This is a genomic window from Oceanipulchritudo coccoides, from assembly GCF_010500615.1.
In the GTDB taxonomy this organism is placed as follows: domain Bacteria; phylum Verrucomicrobiota; class Verrucomicrobiia; order Opitutales; family Oceanipulchritudinaceae; genus Oceanipulchritudo; species Oceanipulchritudo coccoides.
Map to the genome: position 1 here is coordinate 984,128 of NZ_JAAGNX010000002.1, position 23,615 is coordinate 1,007,742.

Sequence of the window (23,615 nt, forward strand, 5' to 3'; positions counted from 1 at the left end):
TTTTCCGTTTGGCACGCGAAACCTGATTCAACTATCATTAGTGTATGGCCTCGCTGGAAGACCTCTATCAGGAAATAATCCTTGATCACAACAAGCACCCGCGCAACTTCGGGCCGCTGCCGGGTGCAACACATCGGGCGGATGGCAATAATCCCCTTTGTGGCGATGAGCTGAAGGTGTCCCTGTGCCTGTCTGAGGGGCTTGTGGAGAAGATTCAGTTCCAGGGGCAGGGGTGCGCCATCTCCAAGGCTTCAGCCTCCCTGATGACGGAGGCCATTGCGGGAAAGACTCTGGAGGATGCCTGCTACCTTGCTCGTTCCGTCATTGAAGGGATCACGGCGTGTGAAGAGGGCCTCAAGTTTGAGGAAGCCGGTGACCTTGCCGCGCTCTCCGGTGTGCGCAAATTCCCGGCCCGCGTCAAATGCGCGACCTTGGCCTGGCATGCCTTGCTCTGTGCCCTTGATGGAGGCGACCGTGTTTCGACGGAGCAAATTGGTCCCGCCGCCTGAGTATGGACACACGGACCCGAGAGCACCTTGAACAATGTCAAAGGACACCCTTGGCCCTTGGTTGTTGGGCCCTCGGGGGTAAGGGCTGGGGAGGCCAATCTGAAAAGGATTCCCTTGAGGTGATGGAAGAGGCTTACCGCCGAGGTATTCGCCATTTCGATACAGCTCAAGGATATGGTTGTTCCGAAAAACTGGTGGGCAAGTTTATCGGGAACGAGCGCGGGAAATTTTTTCTGGCATCAAAGGTCTACCCCGGGCAAGAGCCCGGTTGTATCCGGGAGGCGCTCCATCGAAGCCTTGAGAACCTGTGCACGGACCGCATTGACCTGTATTACCTCCACTGGCCGCGTGAAGGAATGGATATCCGGAAACAGGTCGAGGAGCTGGCAGAAGCCCGTGAGGAGGGGTTGATCGGGTCGATCGGGGTCTCCAATTACTCAGTCGAGCAAATCCAGTTGGCGATGGAAGTGGCCCCAATAGATTTCCTGCAAGCAGGCCACCATCTCTTCTGGCGGTACATTGAAAAGGACATCCTGCCGTTTTGCCGGGACAACGGGATCCGGGTTGTTTCCTACAGTTCCCTCGGGCAGGGAATACTGACCGGCAAATTCGGGAGACAGCTCCGATTTCCCGCCGGAGATCATCGGACCCGGGTCATCCACTTTCAGGAAGAAGTCTGGCCGAGAGTCTACGAGGCGGTGGAGGCGTTACGCCCCTTGGCAAAGCAGGCAGGTCGACCGATGGCTCATTTGGCCCTTCAATGGAGTGCGTCCAGAGAGGGAGTCAGCTGTATCCTTGCTGGTGCGCGCAACCGCCGGCAAATGGCCGAGAATTCGGCTGCCTTTGAAGGAGCGATTGATCCCGCCATTCTTCAGGAGATGACGCGTATCAGCGATGGCTTGATTCCGGAATTACCGGAAGCGACGAATATCTTCAATCACTGAGCTGGGGATTCTTCTTCTGCGACCCGATGAGCTTGGATATTCAGCTCAATCTGGACTTCAGTGCCAACGGCAGGGCTGCCGTAGCCCATGCCCCAGTCCTTGCGGTTGATCGTGGTGGTGCCTTCCCATCCTGAGCGGATGGTTCCACGTCCTTCAACCTCACCAAGGTACTCGACATTGAGGGTCACTGGCTTTTCCACACCCAGAATACTGAGAAGACCGGTGACCTCGAATGAATCCTCATCAATGGCTACCCATTCGGTGCTGGTAAAGGTGATCTGCGGAAATTCGGTTGCCTTGAAGAAGTCCTCGTTCTGCAGGTGTGCATCACGGTCTTCATTACGGGTGTCCACGCTGGCCACATCGATCGTTGCCACGGCCTTGCTGTTGGCAGGCGTTTCCTTGTCGAAGTGGATTTCCCCGGAGAATTTATCGAAATTACCGGGAATCTTGTTGATGAAGTGGCGGATCTTGAAACTGATTCCGGAGTGCACGGGATCAATCTTGTAAACGATCTTTTCAGCGTTGAGAGAGAAGGCCGAAAGTAGGCCCGCAAGAAGGAAGATTAAAGATTTTTTATTCATAGCGTTTAAGCTATGGCAGTCTCTTTAAATATCCAGCAACCGGCGCAGATTTTCTTCATCCCCGCTGTCAGCATATAGCACATGGATCTGCTCTTCATCCCCCCATGTTGCCGAACAGGCCTTTCCAGCTCTCTGCAGTAGAGGCACCTGGGGAATTTGCGTCCCGGGAAAGTCATTCCGGTAAAATGTAAAAAGATGCAGTTTGTCTGATCCATCCGGGGCGGAGAAGCAAACAACGGAGACCCTTTTGTCACCGATCTCAATCACATCACAGGCAAACGAGTTGTCCCAGACAAAGCCTGAAGGCATGCTTGCTGGAAGAATTCCTCCCTGGCTCTGCAGGTAATCCCGGATTTTCTCGCCATTGCGGCTCCGGAAGGACGGGTTAAGGTTTGCGTAGAGGACCTGTGCGGTCTCCGCCACTGAATCAGACTGCGCCAGCTCTGCGGGAACAGGGCCACCTTCCGGAGGATTCCAGAAAGTAAAACTCAGCGCAAGTAGGAGGACGATGGCGGCCGCCGCGGCAAAAGCAAACGGATGGAACCAGTTAATGATTTTCCCCCGGGATCCTGAATCCGCCGGGCGGGGAGTTCCCACCTCGGCCGCCTTGGCAAGAATGTCCGCGCAAAGGGAATCCGGAACAGGAATGTCCCGTACAATTTCCCCAAAGGCCTCATCGAAAAGCTGAACATCCCGCCGCAAGGCTTCGAGCTCCGGATCCTTGGCGGCCAGCTCGAGCGCTTCCTTTACCTCGGGATCGGCTTCAAGGCCTTCCCCGGGGCGGTAGGATTCGATTATTTCAATGATGCGGGATCGATTCATGTTCTTGTTCAGACAGGAGGCCTTAAGCAGTATCTTTATTTCCGGGATTTTTCAGAAAGGAATTTTTTAAGCTGACCCTTGGCCCGGGCCAACCGTGACATCACTGTGCCCATCGGGATATCCAGCACTTCGGCGATCTCTTTGTAGGTCAGATCCTCCATGTAAAAAAGGATGAGTGGCTCACGGTAGACCGGGTCAAGGGTTTCCAACGCCTGGACAGCCTCTTCCCGCTCCATCTGACGCACACTGCTGACGAGATCGGTATCGTGATGGGTCTCGAGCACTTCCTGGTCAATGGCAGTGACCTTTTGTCCCCGGCGGTTTTGCCGGAGGAATTCCCGGTACAGTGATGTGAAAAGCCATGACTTAACCTTGGCCGGATCGCGCAGGGTGTGGCCTTTTTCGGCCCAGATCAGAAAGGTCTGCTGGGTCAAATCGCTTGCATCCTCCTGTTTCTTGCTCAGGGACCAGGCAAACTTGTAGAGCGGCTGGTAGTAAGTGGCAACGAGCGTCTCGAATGCTTTGTCGGCTTGGTCGGGCATGAGCGCTTAGAGGATCAGCATGGCATCGCCATAGCTGTAAAAACGATATCCACGCTTGAGGGCGGCATTGTAGAGCTGCTTGAGCCATGAAATCCCATCGGTGGACCCGGGAGTCAGGAAAGCGCTGACAAGGCAGAGCAGGGTAGATCTGGGGAGGTGAAAGTTGGTCAGGAGGGCATCTGTCGCAAAGGTATCCGGTGGGTAGATGAAGATATCGGCATTTTTTCCGAATGTTCCCTCAGCGGGCACTTCGTTCTTTCTCGAGTACCGGTAGAAATCCTCCATGGCGCGCAGGGAGGTGGTCCCGATGGCCAGCTTTAGCCGGTTATCCTTGGCCTGCAAAGCCTGTCGGGCAGGTTGGGGAATCTCATAGTATTCCTCGTGCATGATGTGAGACTCGACCAAGTCGGTCTGGATAGGCTTGAATGTGCCGAGGCCGACGTGCAGGGCAATGTCCTCAAAGCGGATGCCGCTGGCCAGCATACGCTCCACAACGCCTGGCGTGAAATGCAGGCCCGCGGTCGGTGCAGCAGCTGCGTAAGGCTTGGCCGGATCCGCATAAATGGTCTGGTAGCGCTCGTTGTCCATCTCCTTGCGCGGATCAACATCTTCCCTTTTAATATAGGGAGGCAGGGGCATTTCACCGATTTGGTCGGCCAGTTCAGCCACAGAATGATGTTTTTTAAGCGCAAAATCCACCAAAGCGGTCCCATCCTCCTTCTTTTCCAGCACTTTCGCTGTGAAAACATCCGCAATGGCGAATGAGCTGTCGACCGGCAAGCGCTTGCCGGGCTTCAGAAGGCACCACCACCGGGTTGCCTGGCCGCTGGTACCGGGATGGAGAAGGAGGCACTCGACTGATCCTCCACCGGATCTTTCCCCGTGAATCCGGGCTTTCAGCACGGAAACAGTGTTGCGAAAGCAGGTAACCGGCTGGGGGAAAATGTCCGGAATTTCATGGAAGAGGTGGTCTGCCACCTGGCCGGTTGACCGGTTGACCAGCAACAGTCGCGACTGATCGCGCCGGTCGGCAGGAACCTGGGCGATGGATTCCTTCGGTAAATGATAATCAAATTGTGCCGCTTCCACGTTGTGGGAAAAAATGGAGGTTCTCGCACTTCTGGCAAGACTTCACTGCATTTCGGAGGGGCTGAACCTCAAAAACATTTGACCCGGGGCGCGATTCGACCTGTTTTTCATAGACTCCCGGACTGCCGATCGGGCATTCCGTAACCCCATAAAAAATGAAAATGCCATGAGTGACGAACAAATGGAATCTGTGATGCATGAGGACCGGGTTTTCAACCCTCCTGAAACCTTCCGCAAAAGCGCCCACATCAACTCGATGGACGCCTACAAGGCGGAGCACAAGCGAAGCCTTGAGGATCCCGAGGGATATTGGGCTGAGGTGGCCGATGATCTGCACTGGTTCAAAAAGTGGGATCGTGTGCTCGATGAATCAGAAGCGCCCTTTTACAAGTGGTTTGCGGGTGGAAAAACCAACATTTGTTACAATGCGGTGGACCGATGGGCTGATGGCCCCAAGGCCGGCAAGCGTGCGATCGTCTGGGAGGGAGAGCCCGGTGATCAGCGGGAGTTGACATATGCGCAATTGAAAAAGGAGGTCAGCCGATTTGCCAATGTTCTCAAGAAATTGGGTATCCAAAAAGGAGATACAATTGCTCTTTACCTGCCGATGACCCCTGAGCTGGCCATTGCTGTTCTCGCCTGCGCGCGGATTGGGGCGGTTCATTCCGTCATTTTTGCGGGTTTCAGTGCTGAATCGATCAAGGATCGCGTGCTCGATGGAAAATCCAAGATGGTCATCACCGGGGACGGTGGTTTCCGTAGAGGGTCGGTGCTCCCGCTGAAGTCGGTTGTCGACCAGGGCGTTGCGGAGTGTGATTGTATTGAGAGCGTGTTGGTCGTCCCGCGCAACATTGGTGGTGAGCGCATGAAGTGTGACATGCAGGAAGGCCGGGACTTCTGGTATGATGAAGTGGCCGCGACTGTTTCCGACGAATGCCCCTGCGAGGAGATGGATGCCGAGGACCTGCTCTTTCTTCTCTACACCAGCGGCTCGACCGGCAAGCCAAAGGGGATCATGCACACCGTGGGCGGCTACAGCGTCTTCACGTACTTGACTTCCAAATACATTTTCGACCTGCAGGAAGACGATATCTATTGGTGCACCGCCGATGTCGGCTGGATCACAGGCCACTCATACATCGTTTATGGTCCAATGCAGAACGGGGCCACCGTATTGATGTACGAAGGCGCTCCCAATCATCCCCAGCCTGACCGCTTCTGGGAGATTGTCGACAAGCACAAGGTGACGATCTTTTATACCGCGCCAACGGCGATTCGCGCCTTCATGAAATGGGGTGATGAATGGGTCGACAAACATGACCTAGGCAGCTTGCGCCTTCTGGGGTCGGTGGGTGAACCGATCAACCCTGAGGCATGGATGTGGTATCATGAAAAGATCGGCAAGGGCCGATGCCCGATTGTCGATACCTGGTGGCAGACCGAGACCGGCGGCATTCTCCTCAGCCCCTTGCCCGGGGTCACACCGACCAAGCCCGGCTCAGCAACGCTGCCGTTCTTCGGTGTCGATGCGGCAATTCTCGATCCTGCGGGCAACGAAGTCGACACTGGCCTGTTGGCAATCCGTCGACCATGGCCCAGCATCCTGCGGGGCATCTGGGGCGATGCGGACCGTTTCAAGAAGACCTACTGGTGCAACTGGGACGGGAAGTATTATTTCCCGGGCGACGGAGCGCGTTGCGACAAGGACGGCTACTTCTGGGTAGTCGGCCGCGTGGACGATGTGGTTAATGTTTCCGGGCACCGGATTGGCACGGCCGAGCTGGAAAGCGTTTTTGTCGCGCATCCGCTGGTAGCGGAGAGTGCGGTGATCGGGGTCCCGCATGAGGTGAAAGGGCAGGGACTTGTCGCCTTTGTCCTCCTCCGTGGAACCGATGCCGATGGCAGCGACGACCTGCGCAAGGAATTGAATGACTTGGTCTCCGAAAAGATTGGAAAGTTTGCCCGTCCGGAGAAGATTATCTTTTCAGCAGACTTGCCGAAGACACGCTCAGGAAAGATCATGCGCCGGCTGTTGCGCGACATTGCCTGCGGTAACGCCTTGGGCAATGTCACGACCCTTGCCGATCCCAGCGTGGTTGAAAGCCTGAAGAAGAAGTACAGCTCCTGAGGGCCGGATTGCCTTGTTAATCAATCGGGCTTCTTGATTTCCGGGAAGAACCGTTCCGGCACAGGTAGGGGGAAGTCGCCGATCCCGCTGCTGGCGGCGTTGGCAGTGGCGCATGCGGAAGCGAAGGCGAGGGCATCCGTATATTTGCCATTGGCAGGCCATTTGTTAAGGATTGCCGCGAGAAAGCTATCCCCGCTACCGGTGGGGGAGACTTCCTTGATTTTCGCCGGCACAATCTCGAATTTGTCACCAGATTCAAATACAGCGGCAATCGACCGGGGTCCATCGGTGACAATCCAGTTACGGACCGGGCTGGATTTTTTCGCATGGGTAATGGCTTCCAAAAGGGAAAGTTTTTCGGCTTCCGGATAGATCCTGACCAGCTCATTGCGGTTCACTTTAACAAGATCAACTGGAATCTTCACCAGATCCGACAGGGGAGGCCCGTAGGTGTCGACGGCAACGCGCGTGCCAGCCTCGGCAATCTGGCGGATATTCCGCGACCATGATCCTGACCAACCCGGGATACTTCCGCAGATGGCCAGCCATTTCGGCCGATCCTGTTCCACATATTGGCTGGTGGCCTTCCATGATGTAACGGGAAGGGGCAAGTCCTGGCCGAGAAAGGTGGTCTCCGGTTGGGTCCCCTTGAATTCCCTCACCACAACACCCGGACGGACACCCTGTTCAAGGGGAAAGAACTTGTGGGGGATTGAGTTGTTTTCGAGCCATTCCGAGCAGAGATTGGCCATTGGCCCTTCCGCGAATCCGATTGCCAGGGAATCGCTCCCAAGCCGCTTCAGGATGCGCGAGACATTTACACCTTTTCCCCCAACTTGGAAAGTCATGGCTTCAGCGCGGTGGGTGGTCCCTGGCTGGAGGGCTTTTGTTTCAAAAGTCCATTCTGCTAGGAGGTTACCGGTCAATGTGATCACATCCATTTGTGAACCCTTGAGGGTCGCGCGGTCCTTGGCAATGAAGAGTTTGTCAGGCACTATCGCAGGCCCTCGATCTCGCCCGCGTAGCCGACAAGCTCGAGATAGGCTGACCCGACTTCCTCTCCGGATGCGTCGAGCACTATCCCAGCACCTTCCCAGTAGGTTGTTCCGGGAAGGGTGAGCTCCTGATCATCAAGAAGCGGGACAAATTGGAGGGTGACAGGCTTTTCCGTCACCGGATGAGTTGTCTTGATTTGTGGGGAGTTGGGATATTGTGCCTGGGTAGCGGGACTTTCCCAGAAAGATGGTTTCACCCACTCAAAACCGGATACCGTCCGGTAATACGTGCTGCCATTTGGAGCGATCCAGATAAGCGCTGAGTAGAATGAGGGGGTGCCGTCCCGTTCGCGGAGCAGGTAGGCCTTCACTTCCCATCCGTCATTCAGCTGGATGGCAATCCAATCCCAGCCGACATAATCCGGGTCGAGCTGGTTTGAGGCAATTTCATGATCCATCCATGAGAGGCCTGTCACCTTGTACTCTTCCCCTTCAATGGAGACAGTCCCGCTTGTTTTCAGCCGCGTGAAGGAGAGGTAGTAACTGCGCGCCTCGGGGTCCGGGCCCTTGCGCGATGTGCCATCCTCTCCAAACCGGATAAGCGGCTTGTCTGCCTGCAGGGACAAGCGCCACCTGACATCTGAATCAACAGAGGCCTGTAGTTGCATTTCGGATACGTCATCGGTTTTTGCGACAAGTGACCAATTACCGTTCCGGACATCCAGGCGATCTGTTCTGGCCCACGCATCCCAACCCTCGCGGGACAAGCGCTCCTCAAAATAAAATTGGCCGCCCTCAATATCTGTCAGGGCCATGTGGGTGAGATACAACTGGCTTGATCCAAACTCTGAAACAGTCTGTTCGGACGGCTTCTTTAGTGCGGTCCGGAAGAAGGTCGCCTGGTACCCGAAGCGCATCCCGGATTCGGTAAACAGGTGGCCCGTCAGATACCACCACTCAATCTTGTAATCAGGATGGCTGCCATGGGCGCGCGGGAATTCCAGTTGTGAGCCGGGTTGTGGAACGCGGTACCCCTCGGAGGTAAAGGGCGGGGGTTGATCCCCGGCGCTGGCGGTCAGCGCCAGGAGCAGGAGCAAGCAAGTGGGCAATAAGCGCTTCATTACAATGCCTCCTGTTTCCATTTCCTTAAATACAGCCAGCCGGTGGCATAGGAGATTAAAAATCCCAACACGATGACATTGGTCGAAAGGATAAGGATGTCGGTCCAGGGATAAGCCGTTTGGAGTGTCCAGCCGAAGGATTGGCGATTGATGACGTAGACGAGGACCAGCCCGAGGGCCAGGCTGAGCACGATCCCGGCAAGCAACCCGGTAATGGCGATGCCGAGGCCCTCCATGGCGGTGGTCGCAGCAATTTCCCGACGGCTCATGCCGAGGGTCTTCTGGAGCGAAAGTTCGCGGCCGGATTCCCGGAGGAGGCTCAGGAGGCTGAGGACCAGCCCTGTGATGGCCACGACCAGTCCGATGAGCTGGAGGGCGCGGGTCACGGCAAAGGTCTGGTTGAAGATGAACAAGGCTGCTTCCATGAGCTCCCCGTTCTGGCGGATGGCGAGACCGGGATACTGTTCCCGGAGTTTCGCCTGGACGCGGGCGGGGTCGATGCCGGATTTAAGGAAGATGGATGCCGTGTCGTATTCATTTATTCGATACCACGTCTCCAAGACGGGAAGATCGATGAGCATGAGCCCGTTGTCACTCGAATAGTCGGCATGGATGCCACCAATCCAGATTTGCTTGTCACCCCCGGGAGTCTTGATCGTGACGACTGACCCAAGCGTTGCCTTGCTGCGGTTGACAAAATTCTCGTTGGCGTAGCCGGTTGCATCGGCATCGGGCGGGCGCTGCGAATCGGGCAAGGGCCCATTTATCCAAAGCAATTCCTGCTGATTTCCAAGCAGGCTGAAACGTGCTCCGCCCAAGTTAACCGTGAGGCCATCAAACTCCACTTTGACCGAGCGGAACCGGTCCAAGCTTTCAACTCCCTCGGTGGCGGCGATTTGGTCGAGGATTTCCCCGGGCATGCGCTGACCGGAGTCGGCCCCCTGGAAACCGATGCTGGAGACAAACAGATCCGCCCGGAGGCGCTGCTCGAGCCAGCGCGTGACCGTGTGTTCAAAACTGTTGATGAGGAAGGCCATGGCGGCGGCCATGCCGATGGCGACAAAGAATCCCGACAAGGCAAGCTGGTGGCGACTCGTCGGTTGCCTGAGGCGGCTACCGGCAAGGCGGGCGGATGCGTTATCCCGCGCCAGCCAGTGGAGGAGTCTCCCGATCCCCTTCAAGGCACCAGCTGTGACCAGTGTCCCACCCACCAGCCACAGGAAGGCGGTGGTGTATCCAGCCACGGGAATTGTCGATCCCGGTCGCATTTCCCACGGCGGGAGGAAAATTAACATGCCACCGATGATGATGGCCGCCATACCGATCCACGGGTGCTGGAATATCGGGAATGGCGGGATTCGCTTCCCCATGCGCAGGAACTGGGCGGGTGGGGTGGAGGCGGCATCGCGAGCGGGTAGCCATGCCGCGACCAGGCTGCCAATCAGTCCCAGTGCAAAGGCCAGGCCAACATCGGTCAGGTTGAGGCCAGTGGCGGTCTGGACTGGATCCTTGTACAGGGCACGGACCGTCGTGGTCACGGCTTCCACGGTGAGGGTGGCCATGACAGTGCCCATCAGGAGCCCGACGACGGCCGCGGCCATGCCATACAGCACCGCTTCGGACAGCCAGAGGCGATAGATATCACGCGGGGAGATGCCGAGTGAGCGAAGTGTGGCAATTTCCCGGCGGCGACGGCTCACGGTGGCGTCGAGCGTCTGGGCAATCAAATACATGCCCACGAGCAGGGCAATCAGGGACAGCACAGTCAGGTTCAATCGGAAGGCCGCGGTCATGGACTCGCCCTCGGCACTGCGGTCGGCCGGCGTGCTGATTTTCCACCGCTCCCCAAAGGCTTCCGTGAGGCGTTGCCCGGCTTGTTCGATGGTTGCTTTTCGGAATTTCCCTTCCGGAACCAGCAGCTCGACTCTGTCGACCAGCGAGAGGTCGAGGCGCTTAACGAGCGCAGCCATATCGACGATGGCGAGGTTTCTTGGAAGCGGTGTCTCGTCGCGGTATTCCGGAAGGATACCGCGGATGGAAAAGCTTTCGCGCCTGCCGCTGACAATGAGGTCAATCACATCATCAACACCGACCTTCCATTCATTGGCCACGGTCTGCGTAATGAACAGGTGCTGTGGGTCATCAATGGTTGACCAGAATTCCTCTGGATTATCACCGATCCCGCCGCTTGTCAGGGCACGGACCTGGACAAGGTCCAGCCCGAGGAGTCGTACCGGACTGGATACGGTGTCCGGATTGGCGGGATCGTTTGGGAGGAAATTGAGCGTCTGCTCAACCACGGGGAAAAGGTCGACCGGTATGGCTCCAAGCCGGTTCCTGATTTCCGGCAAATCCTCAATTGGAATGCCGCTCGGGCTTTCAATTACAAGGTCGCTCGGACCACGAAGAGAATTTGTGAAGAGCTGGAAGCCCTCGACTGCGGCCCGGTTGGCAATCCGGATTGAGAGAAAGGTCCCGACTCCGAGCCCGAGAATCAGGAGCAGTAACAGGGTCTGCAGCCATTCATCGCGCGCATGCCGCAGGCTGAAGCGTCGCCAGAAGAGGAGGACCGGCAAGGGACCCAATGAACGAAATGGACTGAAGCGACGGGGTGGCATGGAGGGTCTCTAGAGATCGTTTTCCTTCAGCTGGCCATCGTGCATCTGCAGGACCCGTGTGCAGATCCCCGAGGCGTCCGCATCATGAGTGACCATCAAGAGGCCCGTCTGGTGGCGCTCAGTGAGCTGTTGCAACAGGGCGAGGATACGGTCGCTGTTCTTTGAATCGAGACTGCCGGTCGGTTCGTCGGCAAGGATCAGGGCCGGCTCGGTGATCAGGGCCCGGGCAATGGCCAGCCGCTGCATTTCCCCGCCGCTGAGTTCCGAGGGACTGGCCTCCGCCCGATGGACCAGCCCGACCTCCTCAAGCAGCGCTTCCACCTTGGCATCCCGTTCCTTCTTCGGGTCCTTTCGCAGGAGCAGGGGAAACTCCACGTTCTCGCGCGCACTCAGGGTTGGCAAGAGATGGAAAAACTGGAAAATCGAGGTCAGTGACTCACGGCGCAGGCGCGTCACCTCGGCCTCCCCCAGCTCGGAAAGCTCCCGGCCGAGAAAGGAGATTTTCCCGCTGTCCGGGACTTCCAGCCCCGCCAGGCAGTTCAGGAGAGTCGACTTGCCTGACCCTGACGGTCCCATGATCGCCACCCGCTCAGCCCGTTCAATACACAGGCTGACGCAGTCCAGTACGCGCTGCTTACCATAGGACTTATCGACCTTCTCAATGCTCAGGAGCGGGCTCCCGTCTGCTTTCCCTGCTGACATATGGCCAGCCTATCCGCATTCACCAATTCCGCAACCGGAACTCTCTCCCAAAAATCTCTTCAATCCGCAAAATTTGCCTTGGCAAAGCCCTTCCGATCCCTTTGCCTCCTCCCTTTCCGATTGGAAAACGGTGGGATATGCAAGCGGCCAAAGCACGCAGACTGTAAATCTGTTCCGGTAATCGGTTCGAAGGTTCGAATCCTTCTCCCACCACCATTTTACCACTTGCTGGTCGTGAGTGTCCTGAGATTTCCCATTGCCATGGGCCTGCCTTCTTTAAAAAGTTGAGGCATGAACGAGGAATTCCCAGTAGGTGGTTATGCGAAAACGGAACGATTGGTCTATTTTGCTCGGATGTGCAGCAAGGCGCGGCTGATGCAGCGGGGCGTGCTTCCGGAAGCCTATCATGCGTATATCGGGACGGGCTTTGACGGGCGCTGTTGTCGTCTGCTGAAAGTTGAGTACAGCGATATCAAGCGGTTGGTATCGGAGGGCAAGTCAGATGACGAGATCCTTGAGTGGTGCTACGCGAACGGGTATCGCCCGACTGATGAGGAAGTCTTCATCTGGAACGCTTTCATGCAGAAGCGCGGATGGAACGATGATGACACGCCCTATTTGCAGGCGGAGAAGGAGAGCATTGGTCTGGGCGATTGTGACGAGATCCAGACCTTGTTTGATTTGTACGAAATCGAGGAGGGCCACCGTCCCCGACCCGGATGATAAAAATACCGGCCTTTTATAGAATTGCCAGAACCAGGCAGAGCAGGAGGACCGTACCTGCGGGGAGGGACTTTTTCGGCGGGTCACCGATTTTGAAATGCATGACTATTGCGCCCAACATTAGGACGGCGAGGATTCCCGCGGCCGGAGTGACAAATGCCGGTGCCCAGATTCCAACAAGAAGCAGGACTGCGCACAAGACTTTCAGGAATCCAACAATGTACATGACCGCTTCCGGCAAGCCGTAGGCATCAAATTCTTCTCTCATGTTTTTTGCCTTACCGCCGCGCCATTCGGAAGCGGTGTTGAAGCGCAGGAACCAGACATTGAGGATCCCAAGGGCGATGATGACTTGTAGGATGATGTTGATACTGTTCATGATGTTTCGGATTGGATGTTTGCAGGGCAGGATCACTCCATATTCAAGAAGGAGATGAGAATGTAGAGGTTGAGGGCCATGTAAAGGAGTGCCGGGAAAGAGCGGATAAAGCCGTCCTTGATTTTAAGACGGACGAGAAAGCCGAGTAGCATGAGCAGGCTGAGCCCTCCAGAGGCCAGTGTCCCTATGATTGGAAACAGAAGTCCAAGAAAAAGCCCGGCAGCCCCGGCGATTTCAAGCAAGCCCGTGACGACACGGTGGTCAGCCAGTCCATACCGCGCAAATTCATTTTTCATGTACGGTGTGACTAAGCAGCTAATCCCGTAAAAAAGGAATGAGACTCCGGAGAAGGTAATGAGTAGGTTGAGAATCGTCATCTGCTTGCTCGGAGAAGCATATTCTGGATTGCCGATGGGTCAAGTGCTGACGGCAATCGACGATTTGCCTATTTTTAAAAAGCTCACAGAGTTGCTTGTGTGAAAGCGGAATTACACAAGGAGTCATCCGTCATGGTAACCGGGGCAACCGGATATGTGGCTGGATGGATCGTGCGCAGGCTTCTCGATGAAGGCTTTCATGTTCATGCGGCCGTGCGGGATCCGGATAATCATGTGAAAGTGGAGCCTTTGAGGGAGCTTGCCTTGCAAAGACCGGGAACAATCACCTTTTTCCGTGCTGATCTGCTTGAGGAAGGATCGTACTCTGAGGCAATGGAAGGATGTGGAACGGTCTTCCATACTGCCTCGCCATTCCTCCTGCATTTCCGTGATCCACAAAAGGAACTCATTGAGCCTGCCCTGCGTGGGACACGAAACGTCCTCCAGTCGGTCGATGCCACGCCATCAGTCCAACGGGTCGTCATCACAAGCAGCTGTGCGGCCATTTACGGGGACAATGCCGACATCGCAGAAGCGAAGGGCGATCAGTTCAGTGAGGACGACTGGAACACGACTTCCTCCCTTGATCACAAGCCGTATTCCTATTCAAAGACACTCGCTGAGCAGGCCGCATGGGAAATGTGCCGGGCTCAGGACCGCTGGGACCTTGTGACCATCAATCCCTCCCTCGTCCTTGGCCCGGGGGTTGGGCAACATGGCTCTTCCGGGTCGTTTGAATTGATTGGCAATATTGGTAGTGGAAAACTCAGGACAGGCGTCCCTTCCTATCCGTTTGGAGCGGTTGATGTACGAGAGGTAGCCGAGGCCCATTTACGAGCAGGAACCGATTTTTCCGTAGCGGGTGGTCGCTACATCCTGAGCGGGCACAATACCGATTTGCCGGAAATTGTCTCCATCCTGAAAAACCACTTCGGCAAGGCTCATCCATTCCCCTGCTGTACTTTGCCAAAATGGCTGACCTGGCTGGTCGCCCCGATGGTCGACAAGTCAATGACGCGCCGGCTGGTTTCACGGAACGTCGGGGTCCCTGCCGGATTCAATAACCGCAAGAGCCGTGAGCAGCTGGGGATCGAATACCGGCCGTTGGAGGAATCGGTGGTCGAAATGTTTGAGCAGATGAAAGAACTTCTAGACTACTGAATCGTGAAGCGCAGCCAGTTTACCTCTGGATTGCCGTCAATCTGTAATGAGTGAATCTCGCCATCGCCCTCAAAGGGGTTGGAGGCATCTGTCCAGTTTATCAAGTCTGGAGATGACTGCAGTTTATAGAGCCGGCCTGGAAGGGTTTCGATGGACAGGTCCATGCTGTCAGGGGCGGGTAACAGACTGACAGGTCTCGCACGGGCGTCTTCAAGCGAGAGTGGATAGCCTGTTGGCCTTACAGGGGAGGTGTCCAGCACGTATGGCTTGCTTGTTTCAGTTCCACTGACTTGCCAGACCTCGTGGCCGTAGTCGCTGAATCGCACAAACTGGTTGTTGCCTGGATCCTTGTTTTCCCCGCGGTGAATGACATAGGCCAGCAGGTAGGCTCCTTTAGCCAGTGGAATATCAAAATACACCCCGAAGGAATCCGTACCGGCCGGCTTGAGTGGCTGATCCCACGGAGTATCGGTGGCCGCACCCTGCCAGACATCCAGTCCCCAGTAGTCAGCAAAGTTGGAGGAGGCGTAGTTTCCGTAATCGCCATCCGACCGATGGTAATGGATACGCATCGTGTTGGCCGATTCAAGTGGGGAACGAAATACGCCGCCCTCGGCTCCCGCATCGATCCACCACGTGCCTGCTATGGCGGGGACGAACTTCCGTGAGACGGGTAACAGCTGCCCGTCCACCTGGAGCTCAATCGAGCAGGGCGCGTTCCAATAGGCATGGCTTCCTTCCTGGGAGGCCGGTAAAACAAACTGCCATTCGCTCCCAATTTTTTCCCTTGCGCTCGTCCAACCGGAAACTGTTCCATCCCCGAAGCGCAGTTGCATGAGTATTTGTGTCCCCGATACACCCGACAGGAAGAACTGGAATTCTCCGGTCGCCTCGGCCTCGTGGAAGAACAGACTTGCTTGGCTTTCAACGGAATAAACATGCGGGGTCTCTGAAGGAATGATCGTGTGCCCCTCATGAAATTGCCGATCGATTCCAACAGTCGTTCCGGCACCCTTGGAGATCTGTATCTGTAGTGGCTGGCTCATGTCCTCCGGAGAAAGATAAGCCGCCCAGCCAAAATCCGTCTCTATTATGAATTCGGCTTCCTGGGGCACCCCGCCGGCCAGTCCAGGGCCCTTTGCCGTGAGTCGCCATCCGTCGATACTGGAGAGGCCCGGTTGAAAGTGCACGACAACATTTTCTGCAAGATCTTCGGGATTCCACCGCAAATCCCGGACAATTTCTGATTGGACGGTATTGGAAATACTCGCGGTCACTTCCAGCGCGAACCGGGTCCCGAGGGCAAAACCGGAGAGATCCGGGTAGAAGCGGTAGGGTGGAGATCGGTCGGTGCCCAGATCCATCCGCTGACCATCGGGTTGGATCAACTCAAGTTTGACGGATGGGTTGCGGTCGGCCGTGACATCGATTTCGACAACAGGACGCAGCGGGTAGGTCTGGCCGTCGCGTGAACGTGTACGTCCCTTGAGCGCGTCCCCGTCGGATAGACCGGAAAATGCGATTGAAGTGATGGAAGCTTGAGTTCCCGGGACCGGATCCAGTGACTTCAATACCACCACCCGCTGTGGTCCCACATTGAAGCTCACGTTTCCGCCATTGGCCGTGTAGGTCTCCTGTTGCGTGCTTTCTGAATTATACACCACCCTGTAGGAGCTGTTTTCGTTCCCGCTCATGACCGGCAGCTGTACTTGAACGCTGTCGCGCCGGTTGGCATTGGCGACAACAAGAAACTCCTCCCCGTTGTTCACATTATAACGCCTGAAGGCGATGGTCATCGAGGCGCTGACTTCGAGCATCTGGAATGCTCCCCGCCGCAGGGTTTCCTCGGCATGGTAAAGCTGCGCCATTTCCGCGAGAGCGAGGTACATCGGGTGAGCGGTGTCGAAATTGTTGGCGGCCGGTGTTGCATAGGTGCCGACGAGATTGGCGGCCATGTAGGCCGGGGTCTGGCTCGGCATCATGTCTTCCCGCGCTGCTGAATAGCCACCTGTTCCGTAGAACCCTTGTCCGTCGCCATAGTAGATCACTGGTTGGCCACGCATGAAAAAGAGCAAGGCATAGCCGGTCTTCCACAGGGAGATCAGCGGCTGGTCCGAGAGGGTGGGGTTGTCTTGCCTGAGAAATCCAGCCCATCGACCCATGTCGTGGTTGCCAAGGAATGTCGGTTGAACAAGGGCGCTTGAATCCGCATCTGTGTGCTGGTCGTCCTGAGCGAGGTAGTTCTTCAGGCCGTCCGGGGAGTACTGACGGGAAATGAAATCCCGCAGTTGGAAGGCCAGACCGAAATCAAGATTGGCATCCAGGCTGCCCGTCGTCGTGAAGGCACTCACAAAGGGAACATCCGCGTCATAGACTTCGCCAAAAAGAAAGAAGTGATCAATGCCCTCATCCCTTGCCACGACACGGATCCGCTCCCCAAAGGTCTCCCAGAAGCTGAGGTTGACATGCTTCACCGTGTCCACCCGGAATCCGTCGATCCGGTACTCGCGTATCCAGTGACTGAATACGTCCACCATTCCATCCAGCACGTCGGGGTGTTCGGTGAACAGGTCGTCCAACCCGTAGAAATCCCCGTAGACGGAGCTTTCCCCGCTGAAGCTGCTGTTGCCGCGATTATGATAATAAAGAGGGTTGTTCAGCCAGGCCGGATTCTTGACATTGGATTCTGGGGCAGCAACCAGCGGTGTGTATGGAAAGCTTGTGCCTGTAGAAAGCACAGGAAAGACCGGGTTGTTTATTCCGTCTGCCGCAAAGTCGATATCATCGAATACATATCCGCTTGCATCCCTGTATGGGGAGGAAGTCTTGCTTACATAGGAGTATTGACCTTCCTGAAAGTAAATCACATCGGCCGTGTGGTTGATGACAATGTCCAGGATGACCCGCATGCCACGCGCATGGGCGTCATTCACGAATTGCCTGAATTCCTCGTTCGTCCCGAGGTGGGGATCAACATTGAGAAAATCTGTCATCCAGTAACCGTGATACCCGGCAGTAGGATACTGGTACGGTTTGTTCTTCATCACCGGCGTCACCCAGATGGCCGTCGCCCCCAACCCCTCGATGTAGTCAAGGCGCTGCCGAAGCCCAGCAATGTCACCGCCGTGATAGAATTCCGCGTCGGTCGGATCGTACCCATGGATCGTCCGGTGCAGTCCAGCATCGAGCCCACCCGTGTCATTTGACAGGTCCCCGTTGTCAAAGCGGTCGGTCATGACAAAGTAAATGACCTCATCCTGGAAGGTCCGGTCGGCTTCCCCCGCCAGATCAGCCCATAGAGCCACACACGCGCTAATAGGGATTAACAATGTTGGGGATCGAAGTCTCATCAGGTGTTTTGTTTCCTTGGTAGTTTACGATGTGGCCGATTTCCCCCGTTTCAATTCCCTCGCCGGATTTACGTAAACCTCGGGCGGAGTCGTGTCGTGTATGATGGGCGGCTTTTGTCATTTTCCAGTAAGCACCATGGAGAAACAAATTAAAGCAGTTTTGTTCGACCTTGACGGGGTCATTGTTTTCACGGACCGGTATCATTACCTTGGCTGGAAAAAGCTTGCAGACGAGCACGGCTGGGCCTTTGACGAGGAGGTGAACAACGGCTGCCGCGGGGTTCCCCGGATGGAGTCGCTGGAGGTGATCCTGCGTCACAACGGGGTGGAATTGCCGGAGGCGGAAAAAGAGGAACTGGCGACTCGCAAGAATGCATACTATGTCGAGTTGTTGAAGGACATCAACGAGGAGGATGTTTATCCTGGTGCGGTGGAATTCCTGAAGAAAATCCGCGCCACAGGGGTCAAGACGGGCCTCTGTTCATCCAGCAAGAATGCCCCTCTGGTGCTCGAATCTCTCGGCCTCAGCGATTATTTTGACGCGGTTGTCACAGGCGCGGATATCAAGAACGCGAAGCCGGACCCGGAGATATTCCTTCTGGGTGCCGAGTGGGTGGGAGTTGCCCCCGAGAATTGTGTTGTCTTTGAGGATGCGCCTTCCGGTGTGGCGGGTGCGCTTGCGGCTGGCATGGCCTGTGTGGGTGTTGGCTCTCCAGAGTTGCTGACGGAGGCTCCTGTCACCATAACTGACTACAGCACGATCGATATTGATGCGTTGCTCAATAACCAGCTGACGGGGAGTCCTGTGTAATGAGTGACACTACCCTTGTTGATACCCCGACCGAGGCAAAGGGAACAATTGATCCGCACTGGTATGCCCAGGGTGATTCCTGGCTGTTGGAGCAGGACCGATGGGACCCGGAGCGAAATATTTACTTCGAGACAATTTTCTCACTCGCCAACGGCTATATGGGCTACCGCGGCTACCGGGAGGAACTGGACAACCATTTTCCGTCGATCCGGGAAGGCTACCTTGCAGGAATGTTTGCCAAGCTGCCACCAGTAGCGCGAAAGCTTGTGATCCATGACTACGAATGGGATTCACGCCAGATGGTTTCCTTGCCGGAGATTTTCGGTGCATTGGTGATGCTGAACGGCGAGCTCTTCAACATTGCTGACGGGAAGCTGCTGACTTACAGACAGAAACTGGACATGCGGTCCGGTGTTCTCGAGCGCAATATTGAGTGGGATACAGACACTGGCTATCGCACGCGCCTGCGCTTTACCCGTTTTCTATCGGCCGCGACTCCGAACCTCGCGGTGCATAAGATCGACATTGAGCCGGTCAATTGGAGCGGACCGGCGGAAATCTGGTGGGATTACGATATCGGCCAGCGAACCGTTTTCCGTTGTGGTGATCCAGCCCGTGCGCATGTCGATTGCTCCCACTTTGAGATACTGGAAGCAGACGCCGAGGGAGACACGGTCTCGGGCCTTGTCCAGACTGTTGGAACCGGCCACAAAATTGGGATTGCCAGCCGCCTCGTGGGCAGCCCGGCGGCCAGCCAGGTGGAGGGAGACAGCTTGTTGTCGCAATCTGTCAGGGAACGTGTGAAGGCCGGAACCAAGGTTTCAATTGTTCGCTATACAGCCATTTCAACTACACGTGATGCGGGTGTTAAGGATCCGTCCAACTCGGTGACGGGGATTCTGAAAACCGCTGCTGAATCCGGCTATGAATCCCTTCTCACCGCTCAAAAAACCGTATGGGAAAGCCGTTGGCGCAAGGCGGATATTGAGATCGACGGTCCAGCCCGGGATCAGGCCTTGGTCCGATTCGGAATTTTCAGCCTGCTGCAGGTTGCGCCGTTCCATGCTGACAACCTGAGTGTCCCCGCCAGGTGCTACGCCTATAATCGCTACAACGGCCTGTACTTCTGGGACGGGGAAATTTTCCTCCTTCCCTTCTACCAGTCTTGCCAACCGGAGGTAGCCCGCAACATGCTGAAGTTCCGTTGCGGGACGATCGACGGAGCGCGGCGCAATGCACAACTCCTCGGGGCCAAAGGGGCCATTTTTCCCTGGCAGGGCGACGCGGATTTTGGAGAGGAACAGGCACCATGGGGGCTTTACGAGTATCTTTGGCACCAGAATGCGGATATCATTTATGCCTTTGACCAGTATGCCCGCAGTACCGGGGACAACCGATTTATTTTCGATGACGGCCTTGAGGTGTTGGCAGAAACAGCACGCTTCTGGGCATCGAAATTTGAGCTGGATGCAGACGGCCAGTATCATCTTGACGGCACTGTCGGCCCGGATGAGGCGGAGGAGCATGGTCCCGACAACGGCTACACCTGCATGATGGCGCAGCGCAGCCTTGAAATCAGCTCCCGCTGGTGGGCAAAGGCAATGGAAGAGGCACCTGAACTTGCAAGGGAAATGGCAGCGAAGCTGGAGCTTGGCGTTGATGAAATTGCCCAGTGGCAAACCATCGCCTCCCTTGTCAGCATGCCGGAACTGGAAGAGTGTCCCGGGGTGCCCCTGCAGGATGCCTTCCTGCTCAAGCGCAAGCGTGAAGATCTCTCCAATATGACGGTGGACGAGTTCTGGCAACGCCGTGGCGAGGTACAAGTGATCAAGCAGGCGGATATTGTCCTGGCGATGTACCTGCTGGAGGACAAGTTCACGCGCGAGCAGATCAAGTGCGGCTACGAATTCTACGAGCCGCGAACGTTGCACGTCTCCTCGCTCAGCTATAACACGCATTCCATTGTAGCGGCCATTATCGGGCACGATGAGGAGGCCTACGAATATTTCCACCGGGCTGCCGGACTGGACCTCGATAACCTCCGTAACGCCACCAAGGATGGCCTGCATGCCGCCGCCCTCGGAGGGGTCTGGCAAATGGCACTGGCTGGCTTCATGGGTATGCGGATACGGGAGGACCACTTGTTTTTCCAACCCTCTCTTCCAAAGGTATGGAAACAAGTTCGTTTCCCTGTGGAGTATCGCGGATGGAAATTGCAGGTCACTGCTGATAGCGGGTCGCTGAAAATTAAGGTCAGTGGAACGGGGCATGAAGCTGCTCAGCTTCGTGTGGGAACGGAGATGTTTGCGCTGGCCTCCGACCAGACCATCGAAATTACCCTTTGAGGGACTGTTTTCAATGAACACTTCCGAGGAGCGATCCGCCGGCGCGGATGACTGGACAGTTGCCGTTAATGGCTGGGATCCGGAAAAAGTGACCCATCACGGGAACCTCTTTCTCCTCGGCAACGGGTGTATGGGCTATCGTGGTACCCTGGAGGAATTTGGACCAGACGAGAAAGTCGGTATCCTCATCCCTGGACTTTATGACAGGGTGGGGGATGCCTGGCGTGAACCCGTCAACGCCCCCAATGCGCTCTTTACGCGTATCGCGATCAATGGGAAGTGGCTCAACCCTCTCGATATAAAGCCCGACGCACATCAGCAAAGTCTTGATCTCAGGACGGCCACCCACCGCCGCCTGACCCGTTTTACTGTGGACGGGGTCCGGGTTTTGTTGTCCGCTGAACGCTTTCTTAGTGCCGACAAGGTGAATCTGATGGCAATGCAATTTGTCATTGAAATCCAAGGACAAGCCGAAGTAACCGTCGAAACCGGAATTGACCAGCGGATCTGGGATCTGAACGGTCCTCACCTGGAAGGCTTTTCCGCCTCGCAGGTTGATGGCACACTTTTGCTTGAGTCGAGCACTCACGAGAAAGGCGAGCCGGTTGCTGTCGCTGAGCGTGCCCTGTGGCAATCAAAGGTCCCTGTCGGCTCGGAAACCGTTGATGGTTCAATGCGCCGCTGGCAGTTTTCTGCGGATGGTTCTGTCTCGCTCGCTCTCGAGAAGGTAGCCACAGTCCATACGTCCCTTGATCAACACGGTGTTACAGATATTGACGAACTGGCCTGCAGGGAGTTGGCGGTTGCCTCCGAGGCAGGTTACAAAAAGCTCCACGCGGCGCACAGGGAGGTCTGGGAGCAACGATGGAATCGTGCCGACATCACTATTGACGGTGACCGGGAGGGGCAGAATGCACTGCGTTACAGCATTTACCAGTTGCTTTCCGCAGCTCCCTTTCATTCTGAACATCTTTCGATTCCTGCGCGCGCCCTTTCCGGTCAGGTCTACAAGGGGGCCATCTTCTGGGATACGGAGATTTTCATGTTGCCGTTCTTCCTGGCAACCTTCCCCGAGGTGGCACGCAACCTTGTCCGCTACAGGATTCACACCCTCGACGGAGCAAAGGAAAAGGCCCGCGAGTACGGCCATGTTGGTGCTTTTTATCCATGGGAAGGGCAGGAGGGTGGCTTTGACGCATGCACGCTTTTCAACGTTACCGACGTCTTCACGCATCGTCCAATGCGCACATACTTCCGGGACAAGCAGATCCACATCAGCGGGGATGTTGCATGGGCTGTCTGGAGGTATGTTCAAGTAACCGGCGACCATGTCCTGCTTTGGAGTGGAGGTTTCGAGGTCATGCTCGAGTGTGCCCGATTTTTTCTTTCATGGGCGTATCGGACATCCGACGACAAGCACTTCGTCCTGCTTGATGTCACCGGGCCCGATGAGTATCACGAGCGTGTCAATAATAATGCCTACACCAACTATCTCGTTCGCCACTGCGTCCGCGCAATGCTTGAGGCGGCACGGATTATGGCTGAATCTGATCCGGAAAAATTTAGTGAGCTTGCTTCAGCCCTTGGCTTCAATGATGCTGAGCGGGACTGCCTTCAGGATTTTGCGGATCGTCTTCATCTTCCACAACCAAATCCCAGGAATGGAATTATCGAACAGTTCGATGGTTACTTTCAACTTGAGGACTGCTCTCTTGACCAACTAAAGGGCCGTATCATAGACCCCAATGAGTATTTGGGTGGTGGTAGTGGGTTAGCCACGACAACATGTATTCTTAAACAGGCCGATACCGTACTTGCGACCTTTCTTTTCGATGACATCTTCTCTCCCGCCCAGAAAGAGGCCAACTGGAATTTCTACGAGCCGCGCACCGAGCACGGCTCCAGCCTGAGCGCCTGTGTCTACTCTCTTGTCGCAACAGAGATCGGTAAGCCCGATTTTGCCTATGAATATTTTCTCAAGACAGCCACGATCGACCTTCACGGAAATTCCAAACAGCATGTGGGAACCCTCTATATCGGAGGAACTCATCCTGCGGCCAATGGTGGAGCGTGGATGGTTGCGGTTCTGGGTTTTGCGGGTCTGAACCTCCTCCCTGATCAGGTGCGATTCCGCCCGCGCCTGCCGTCACAATGGAATGGGCTATGCTTCTCATTCTGCTGGCAGGGCCTGCTCGCCTCTGTCTCAATTGATAATGATGTCATAGAGGTCCATGCAGATCCCACCAATTCCAGTCCAATTCCGTGCGCCTTCGATGGAACCCTTCAGCACTGCCAGCCAGGTCAGGTGCTGTCCCTTCCCTTTGTCTGACCCTTCCCTTGCTGAATTTACGTAAACTCGCTGGAGATTTGGCGCTTGTTTGTAACACATGGTAACCTGAATCTAATAAGACTTAA

General features: G+C 55.9%; 19 protein-coding genes and 1 tRNA gene. 9 read left to right on the top strand and 11 right to left on the bottom strand.

Features of this window, described 5'->3' with window-relative positions; genetic code table 11:
• The first annotated feature begins 44 nt into the window (after window positions 1-44).
• Entirely contained in the window at window positions 45-509 is a 465-nt protein-coding gene (gene sufU, locus G0Q06_RS09975; RefSeq protein ID WP_163965262.1) for a Fe-S cluster assembly sulfur transfer protein SufU, read from the top strand.
• Between the two features lie 50 nt (window positions 510-559).
• Window positions 560-1,453, top strand: a complete 894-nt coding sequence (locus tag G0Q06_RS09980) for an aldo/keto reductase (RefSeq protein ID WP_163965264.1) — start codon at window positions 560-562, stop codon at window positions 1,451-1,453.
• On the opposite strand, the gene G0Q06_RS09985 is transcribed toward G0Q06_RS09980, so the two are convergent.
• The 4 genes from G0Q06_RS09985 to queA are packed head-to-tail and all read right to left on the bottom strand — an operon-like array spanning window position 1,447 to window position 4,490.
• Window positions 1,447-2,037: a YceI family protein gene (locus G0Q06_RS09985; protein WP_163965268.1), complete on the bottom strand. Its 591-nt coding sequence runs from the start codon at window positions 2,035-2,037 to the stop codon at window positions 1,447-1,449. The two genes, G0Q06_RS09980 and G0Q06_RS09985, sit on opposite strands and share 7 nt — an antisense overlap.
• Window positions 2,038-2,061: 24 nt before the next feature.
• Window positions 2,062-2,859, bottom strand: a complete 798-nt coding sequence (locus G0Q06_RS09990; protein WP_163965271.1) for a hypothetical protein — start codon at window positions 2,857-2,859, stop codon at window positions 2,062-2,064.
• A gap of 35 nt (window positions 2,860-2,894) precedes the next feature.
• Complete coding sequence (locus tag G0Q06_RS09995; RefSeq protein WP_163965273.1) at window positions 2,895-3,401, bottom strand: RNA polymerase sigma factor; 507 nt, start codon at window positions 3,399-3,401, stop codon at window positions 2,895-2,897.
• A 6-nt stretch (window positions 3,402-3,407) separates the two neighbouring features.
• Window positions 3,408-4,490 carry a tRNA preQ1(34) S-adenosylmethionine ribosyltransferase-isomerase QueA gene (gene queA / locus G0Q06_RS10000; RefSeq protein WP_163965275.1) on the bottom strand — a complete coding sequence of 361 codons (1,083 nt, stop codon included), beginning with the start codon at window positions 4,488-4,490 and terminating at the stop codon, window positions 3,408-3,410.
• 166 nt (window positions 4,491-4,656) lie between these two features.
• Here queA and acs point away from each other — a divergent pair, with 166 nt between their 5' ends.
• Window positions 4,657-6,618, top strand: coding sequence for an acetate--CoA ligase (gene acs / locus G0Q06_RS10005; RefSeq protein WP_163965277.1), 1,962 nt, complete (start codon window positions 4,657-4,659; stop codon window positions 6,616-6,618).
• 20 nt (window positions 6,619-6,638) lie between these two features.
• Here acs and G0Q06_RS10010 read toward each other — a convergent pair whose 3' ends face one another.
• Genes G0Q06_RS10010 through G0Q06_RS10025 form a run of 4 tightly spaced genes read right to left on the bottom strand, consistent with a single transcriptional unit; the run spans window position 6,639 to window position 12,054 of the window.
• Window positions 6,639-7,613, bottom strand: a complete 975-nt coding sequence (locus G0Q06_RS10010; RefSeq protein WP_163965278.1) for a PfkB family carbohydrate kinase — start codon at window positions 7,611-7,613, stop codon at window positions 6,639-6,641.
• Window positions 7,613-8,734, bottom strand: coding sequence for a lipocalin-like domain-containing protein (locus G0Q06_RS10015; RefSeq protein ID WP_163965279.1), 1,122 nt, complete (start codon window positions 8,732-8,734; stop codon window positions 7,613-7,615). Before G0Q06_RS10015 ends, G0Q06_RS10010 begins: the two co-directional genes overlap by 1 nt.
• Window positions 8,734-11,352 (bottom strand): FtsX-like permease family protein, encoded by a 2,619-nt coding sequence (locus G0Q06_RS10020; RefSeq protein WP_163965281.1) that lies wholly within the window; start codon window positions 11,350-11,352, stop codon window positions 8,734-8,736. The genes G0Q06_RS10015 and G0Q06_RS10020 overlap by 1 nt, the downstream gene beginning before the upstream one ends.
• Before the next feature lie 9 nt (window positions 11,353-11,361).
• Window positions 11,362-12,054 (bottom strand): ABC transporter ATP-binding protein, encoded by a 693-nt coding sequence (locus tag G0Q06_RS10025; protein WP_163965283.1) that lies wholly within the window; start codon window positions 12,052-12,054, stop codon window positions 11,362-11,364.
• Window positions 12,055-12,183: 129 nt separating this feature from the next.
• Here G0Q06_RS10025 and G0Q06_RS10030 point away from each other — a divergent pair.
• Window positions 12,184-12,270, top strand: a tRNA-Tyr gene (locus G0Q06_RS10030).
• Window positions 12,271-12,345: 75 nt separating this feature from the next.
• Window positions 12,346-12,777 carry a DUF5069 domain-containing protein gene (locus G0Q06_RS10035; protein WP_163965285.1) on the top strand — a complete coding sequence of 144 codons (432 nt, stop codon included), beginning with the start codon at window positions 12,346-12,348 and terminating at the stop codon, window positions 12,775-12,777.
• 16 nt (window positions 12,778-12,793) lie between these two features.
• On the opposite strand, the gene G0Q06_RS10040 is transcribed toward G0Q06_RS10035, so the two are convergent.
• Together G0Q06_RS10040 and G0Q06_RS10045 are read right to left on the bottom strand one after the other, a co-directional pair.
• On the bottom strand, window positions 12,794-13,156 hold the full coding sequence (locus G0Q06_RS10040) for a DoxX family protein (protein WP_163965287.1): 363 nt from the start codon (window positions 13,154-13,156) through the stop codon (window positions 12,794-12,796).
• A 32-nt stretch (window positions 13,157-13,188) separates the two neighbouring features.
• The gene (locus tag G0Q06_RS10045; protein WP_163965289.1) at window positions 13,189-13,533 is read right to left on the bottom strand and encodes a DoxX family protein; all 345 of its coding nucleotides are present in this window, start codon (window positions 13,531-13,533) and stop codon (window positions 13,189-13,191) included.
• A 132-nt stretch (window positions 13,534-13,665) separates the two neighbouring features.
• Here G0Q06_RS10045 and G0Q06_RS10050 point away from each other — a divergent pair, with 132 nt between their 5' ends.
• On the top strand, window positions 13,666-14,694 hold the full coding sequence (locus G0Q06_RS10050) for an NAD-dependent epimerase/dehydratase family protein (protein ID WP_163965668.1): 1,029 nt from the start codon (window positions 13,666-13,668) through the stop codon (window positions 14,692-14,694).
• On the opposite strand, the gene G0Q06_RS10055 is transcribed toward G0Q06_RS10050, so the two are convergent.
• Window positions 14,688-18,044 (bottom strand): alpha-amylase family glycosyl hydrolase, encoded by a 3,357-nt coding sequence (locus tag G0Q06_RS10055; protein ID WP_163965292.1) that lies wholly within the window; start codon window positions 18,042-18,044, stop codon window positions 14,688-14,690. The two genes, G0Q06_RS10050 and G0Q06_RS10055, sit on opposite strands and share 7 nt — an antisense overlap.
• Window positions 18,045-18,180: 136 nt before the next feature.
• On the opposite strand from G0Q06_RS10055, the gene pgmB reads away from it, so the two are divergent.
• Genes pgmB through G0Q06_RS10070 form a run of 3 tightly spaced genes read left to right on the top strand, consistent with a single transcriptional unit; the run spans window position 18,181 to window position 23,529 of the window.
• Entirely contained in the window at window positions 18,181-18,855 is a 675-nt protein-coding gene (gene pgmB / locus G0Q06_RS10060) for a beta-phosphoglucomutase (protein WP_163965294.1), read from the top strand.
• Window positions 18,855-21,200 carry a glycosyl hydrolase family 65 domain-containing protein gene (locus G0Q06_RS10065; RefSeq protein WP_163965297.1) on the top strand — a complete coding sequence of 782 codons (2,346 nt, stop codon included), beginning with the start codon at window positions 18,855-18,857 and terminating at the stop codon, window positions 21,198-21,200. Before pgmB ends, G0Q06_RS10065 begins: the two co-directional genes overlap by 1 nt.
• A 13-nt stretch (window positions 21,201-21,213) precedes the next feature.
• The gene (locus G0Q06_RS10070; RefSeq protein WP_163965300.1) at window positions 21,214-23,529 is read left to right on the top strand and encodes a glycoside hydrolase family 65 protein; all 2,316 of its coding nucleotides are present in this window, start codon (window positions 21,214-21,216) and stop codon (window positions 23,527-23,529) included.
• Window positions 23,530-23,615 lie beyond the last annotated feature (86 nt).

Excerpts from the sequence above, each read along its gene's own strand:
- sufU (WP_163965262.1), top strand. The coding sequence starts at position 45 with ATGGCCTCGCTGGAAGACCTCTATCAGGAAATAATCCTTGATCACAAC.
- G0Q06_RS09985 (WP_163965268.1), bottom strand. The coding sequence starts at position 2,037 with ATGAATAAAAAATCTTTAATCTTCCTTCTTGCGGGCCTACTTTCGGCC.
- G0Q06_RS09990 (WP_163965271.1), bottom strand. The coding sequence starts at position 2,859 with ATGAATCGATCCCGCATCATTGAAATAATCGAATCCTACCGCCCCGGG.
- G0Q06_RS09995 (WP_163965273.1), bottom strand. The coding sequence starts at position 3,401 with ATGCCCGACCAAGCCGACAAAGCATTCGAGACGCTCGTTGCCACTTAC.
- acs (WP_163965277.1), top strand. The coding sequence starts at position 4,657 with ATGAGTGACGAACAAATGGAATCTGTGATGCATGAGGACCGGGTTTTC.
- G0Q06_RS10015 (WP_163965279.1), bottom strand. The coding sequence starts at position 8,734 with ATGAAGCGCTTATTGCCCACTTGCTTGCTCCTGCTCCTGGCGCTGACC.
- G0Q06_RS10020 (WP_163965281.1), bottom strand. The coding sequence starts at position 11,352 with ATGCCACCCCGTCGCTTCAGTCCATTTCGTTCATTGGGTCCCTTGCCG.
- G0Q06_RS10025 (WP_163965283.1), bottom strand. The coding sequence starts at position 12,054 with ATGTCAGCAGGGAAAGCAGACGGGAGCCCGCTCCTGAGCATTGAGAAG.
- G0Q06_RS10035 (WP_163965285.1), top strand. The coding sequence starts at position 12,346 with ATGAACGAGGAATTCCCAGTAGGTGGTTATGCGAAAACGGAACGATTG.
- G0Q06_RS10040 (WP_163965287.1), bottom strand. The coding sequence starts at position 13,156 with ATGAACAGTATCAACATCATCCTACAAGTCATCATCGCCCTTGGGATC.
- G0Q06_RS10045 (WP_163965289.1), bottom strand. The coding sequence starts at position 13,533 with ATGACGATTCTCAACCTACTCATTACCTTCTCCGGAGTCTCATTCCTT.
- G0Q06_RS10050 (WP_163965668.1), top strand. The coding sequence starts at position 13,666 with ATGGTAACCGGGGCAACCGGATATGTGGCTGGATGGATCGTGCGCAGG.
- G0Q06_RS10055 (WP_163965292.1), bottom strand. The coding sequence starts at position 18,044 with ATGAGACTTCGATCCCCAACATTGTTAATCCCTATTAGCGCGTGTGTG.
- pgmB (WP_163965294.1), top strand. The coding sequence starts at position 18,181 with ATGGAGAAACAAATTAAAGCAGTTTTGTTCGACCTTGACGGGGTCATT.
- G0Q06_RS10065 (WP_163965297.1), top strand. The coding sequence starts at position 18,855 with ATGAGTGACACTACCCTTGTTGATACCCCGACCGAGGCAAAGGGAACA.
- G0Q06_RS10070 (WP_163965300.1), top strand. The coding sequence starts at position 21,214 with ATGAACACTTCCGAGGAGCGATCCGCCGGCGCGGATGACTGGACAGTT.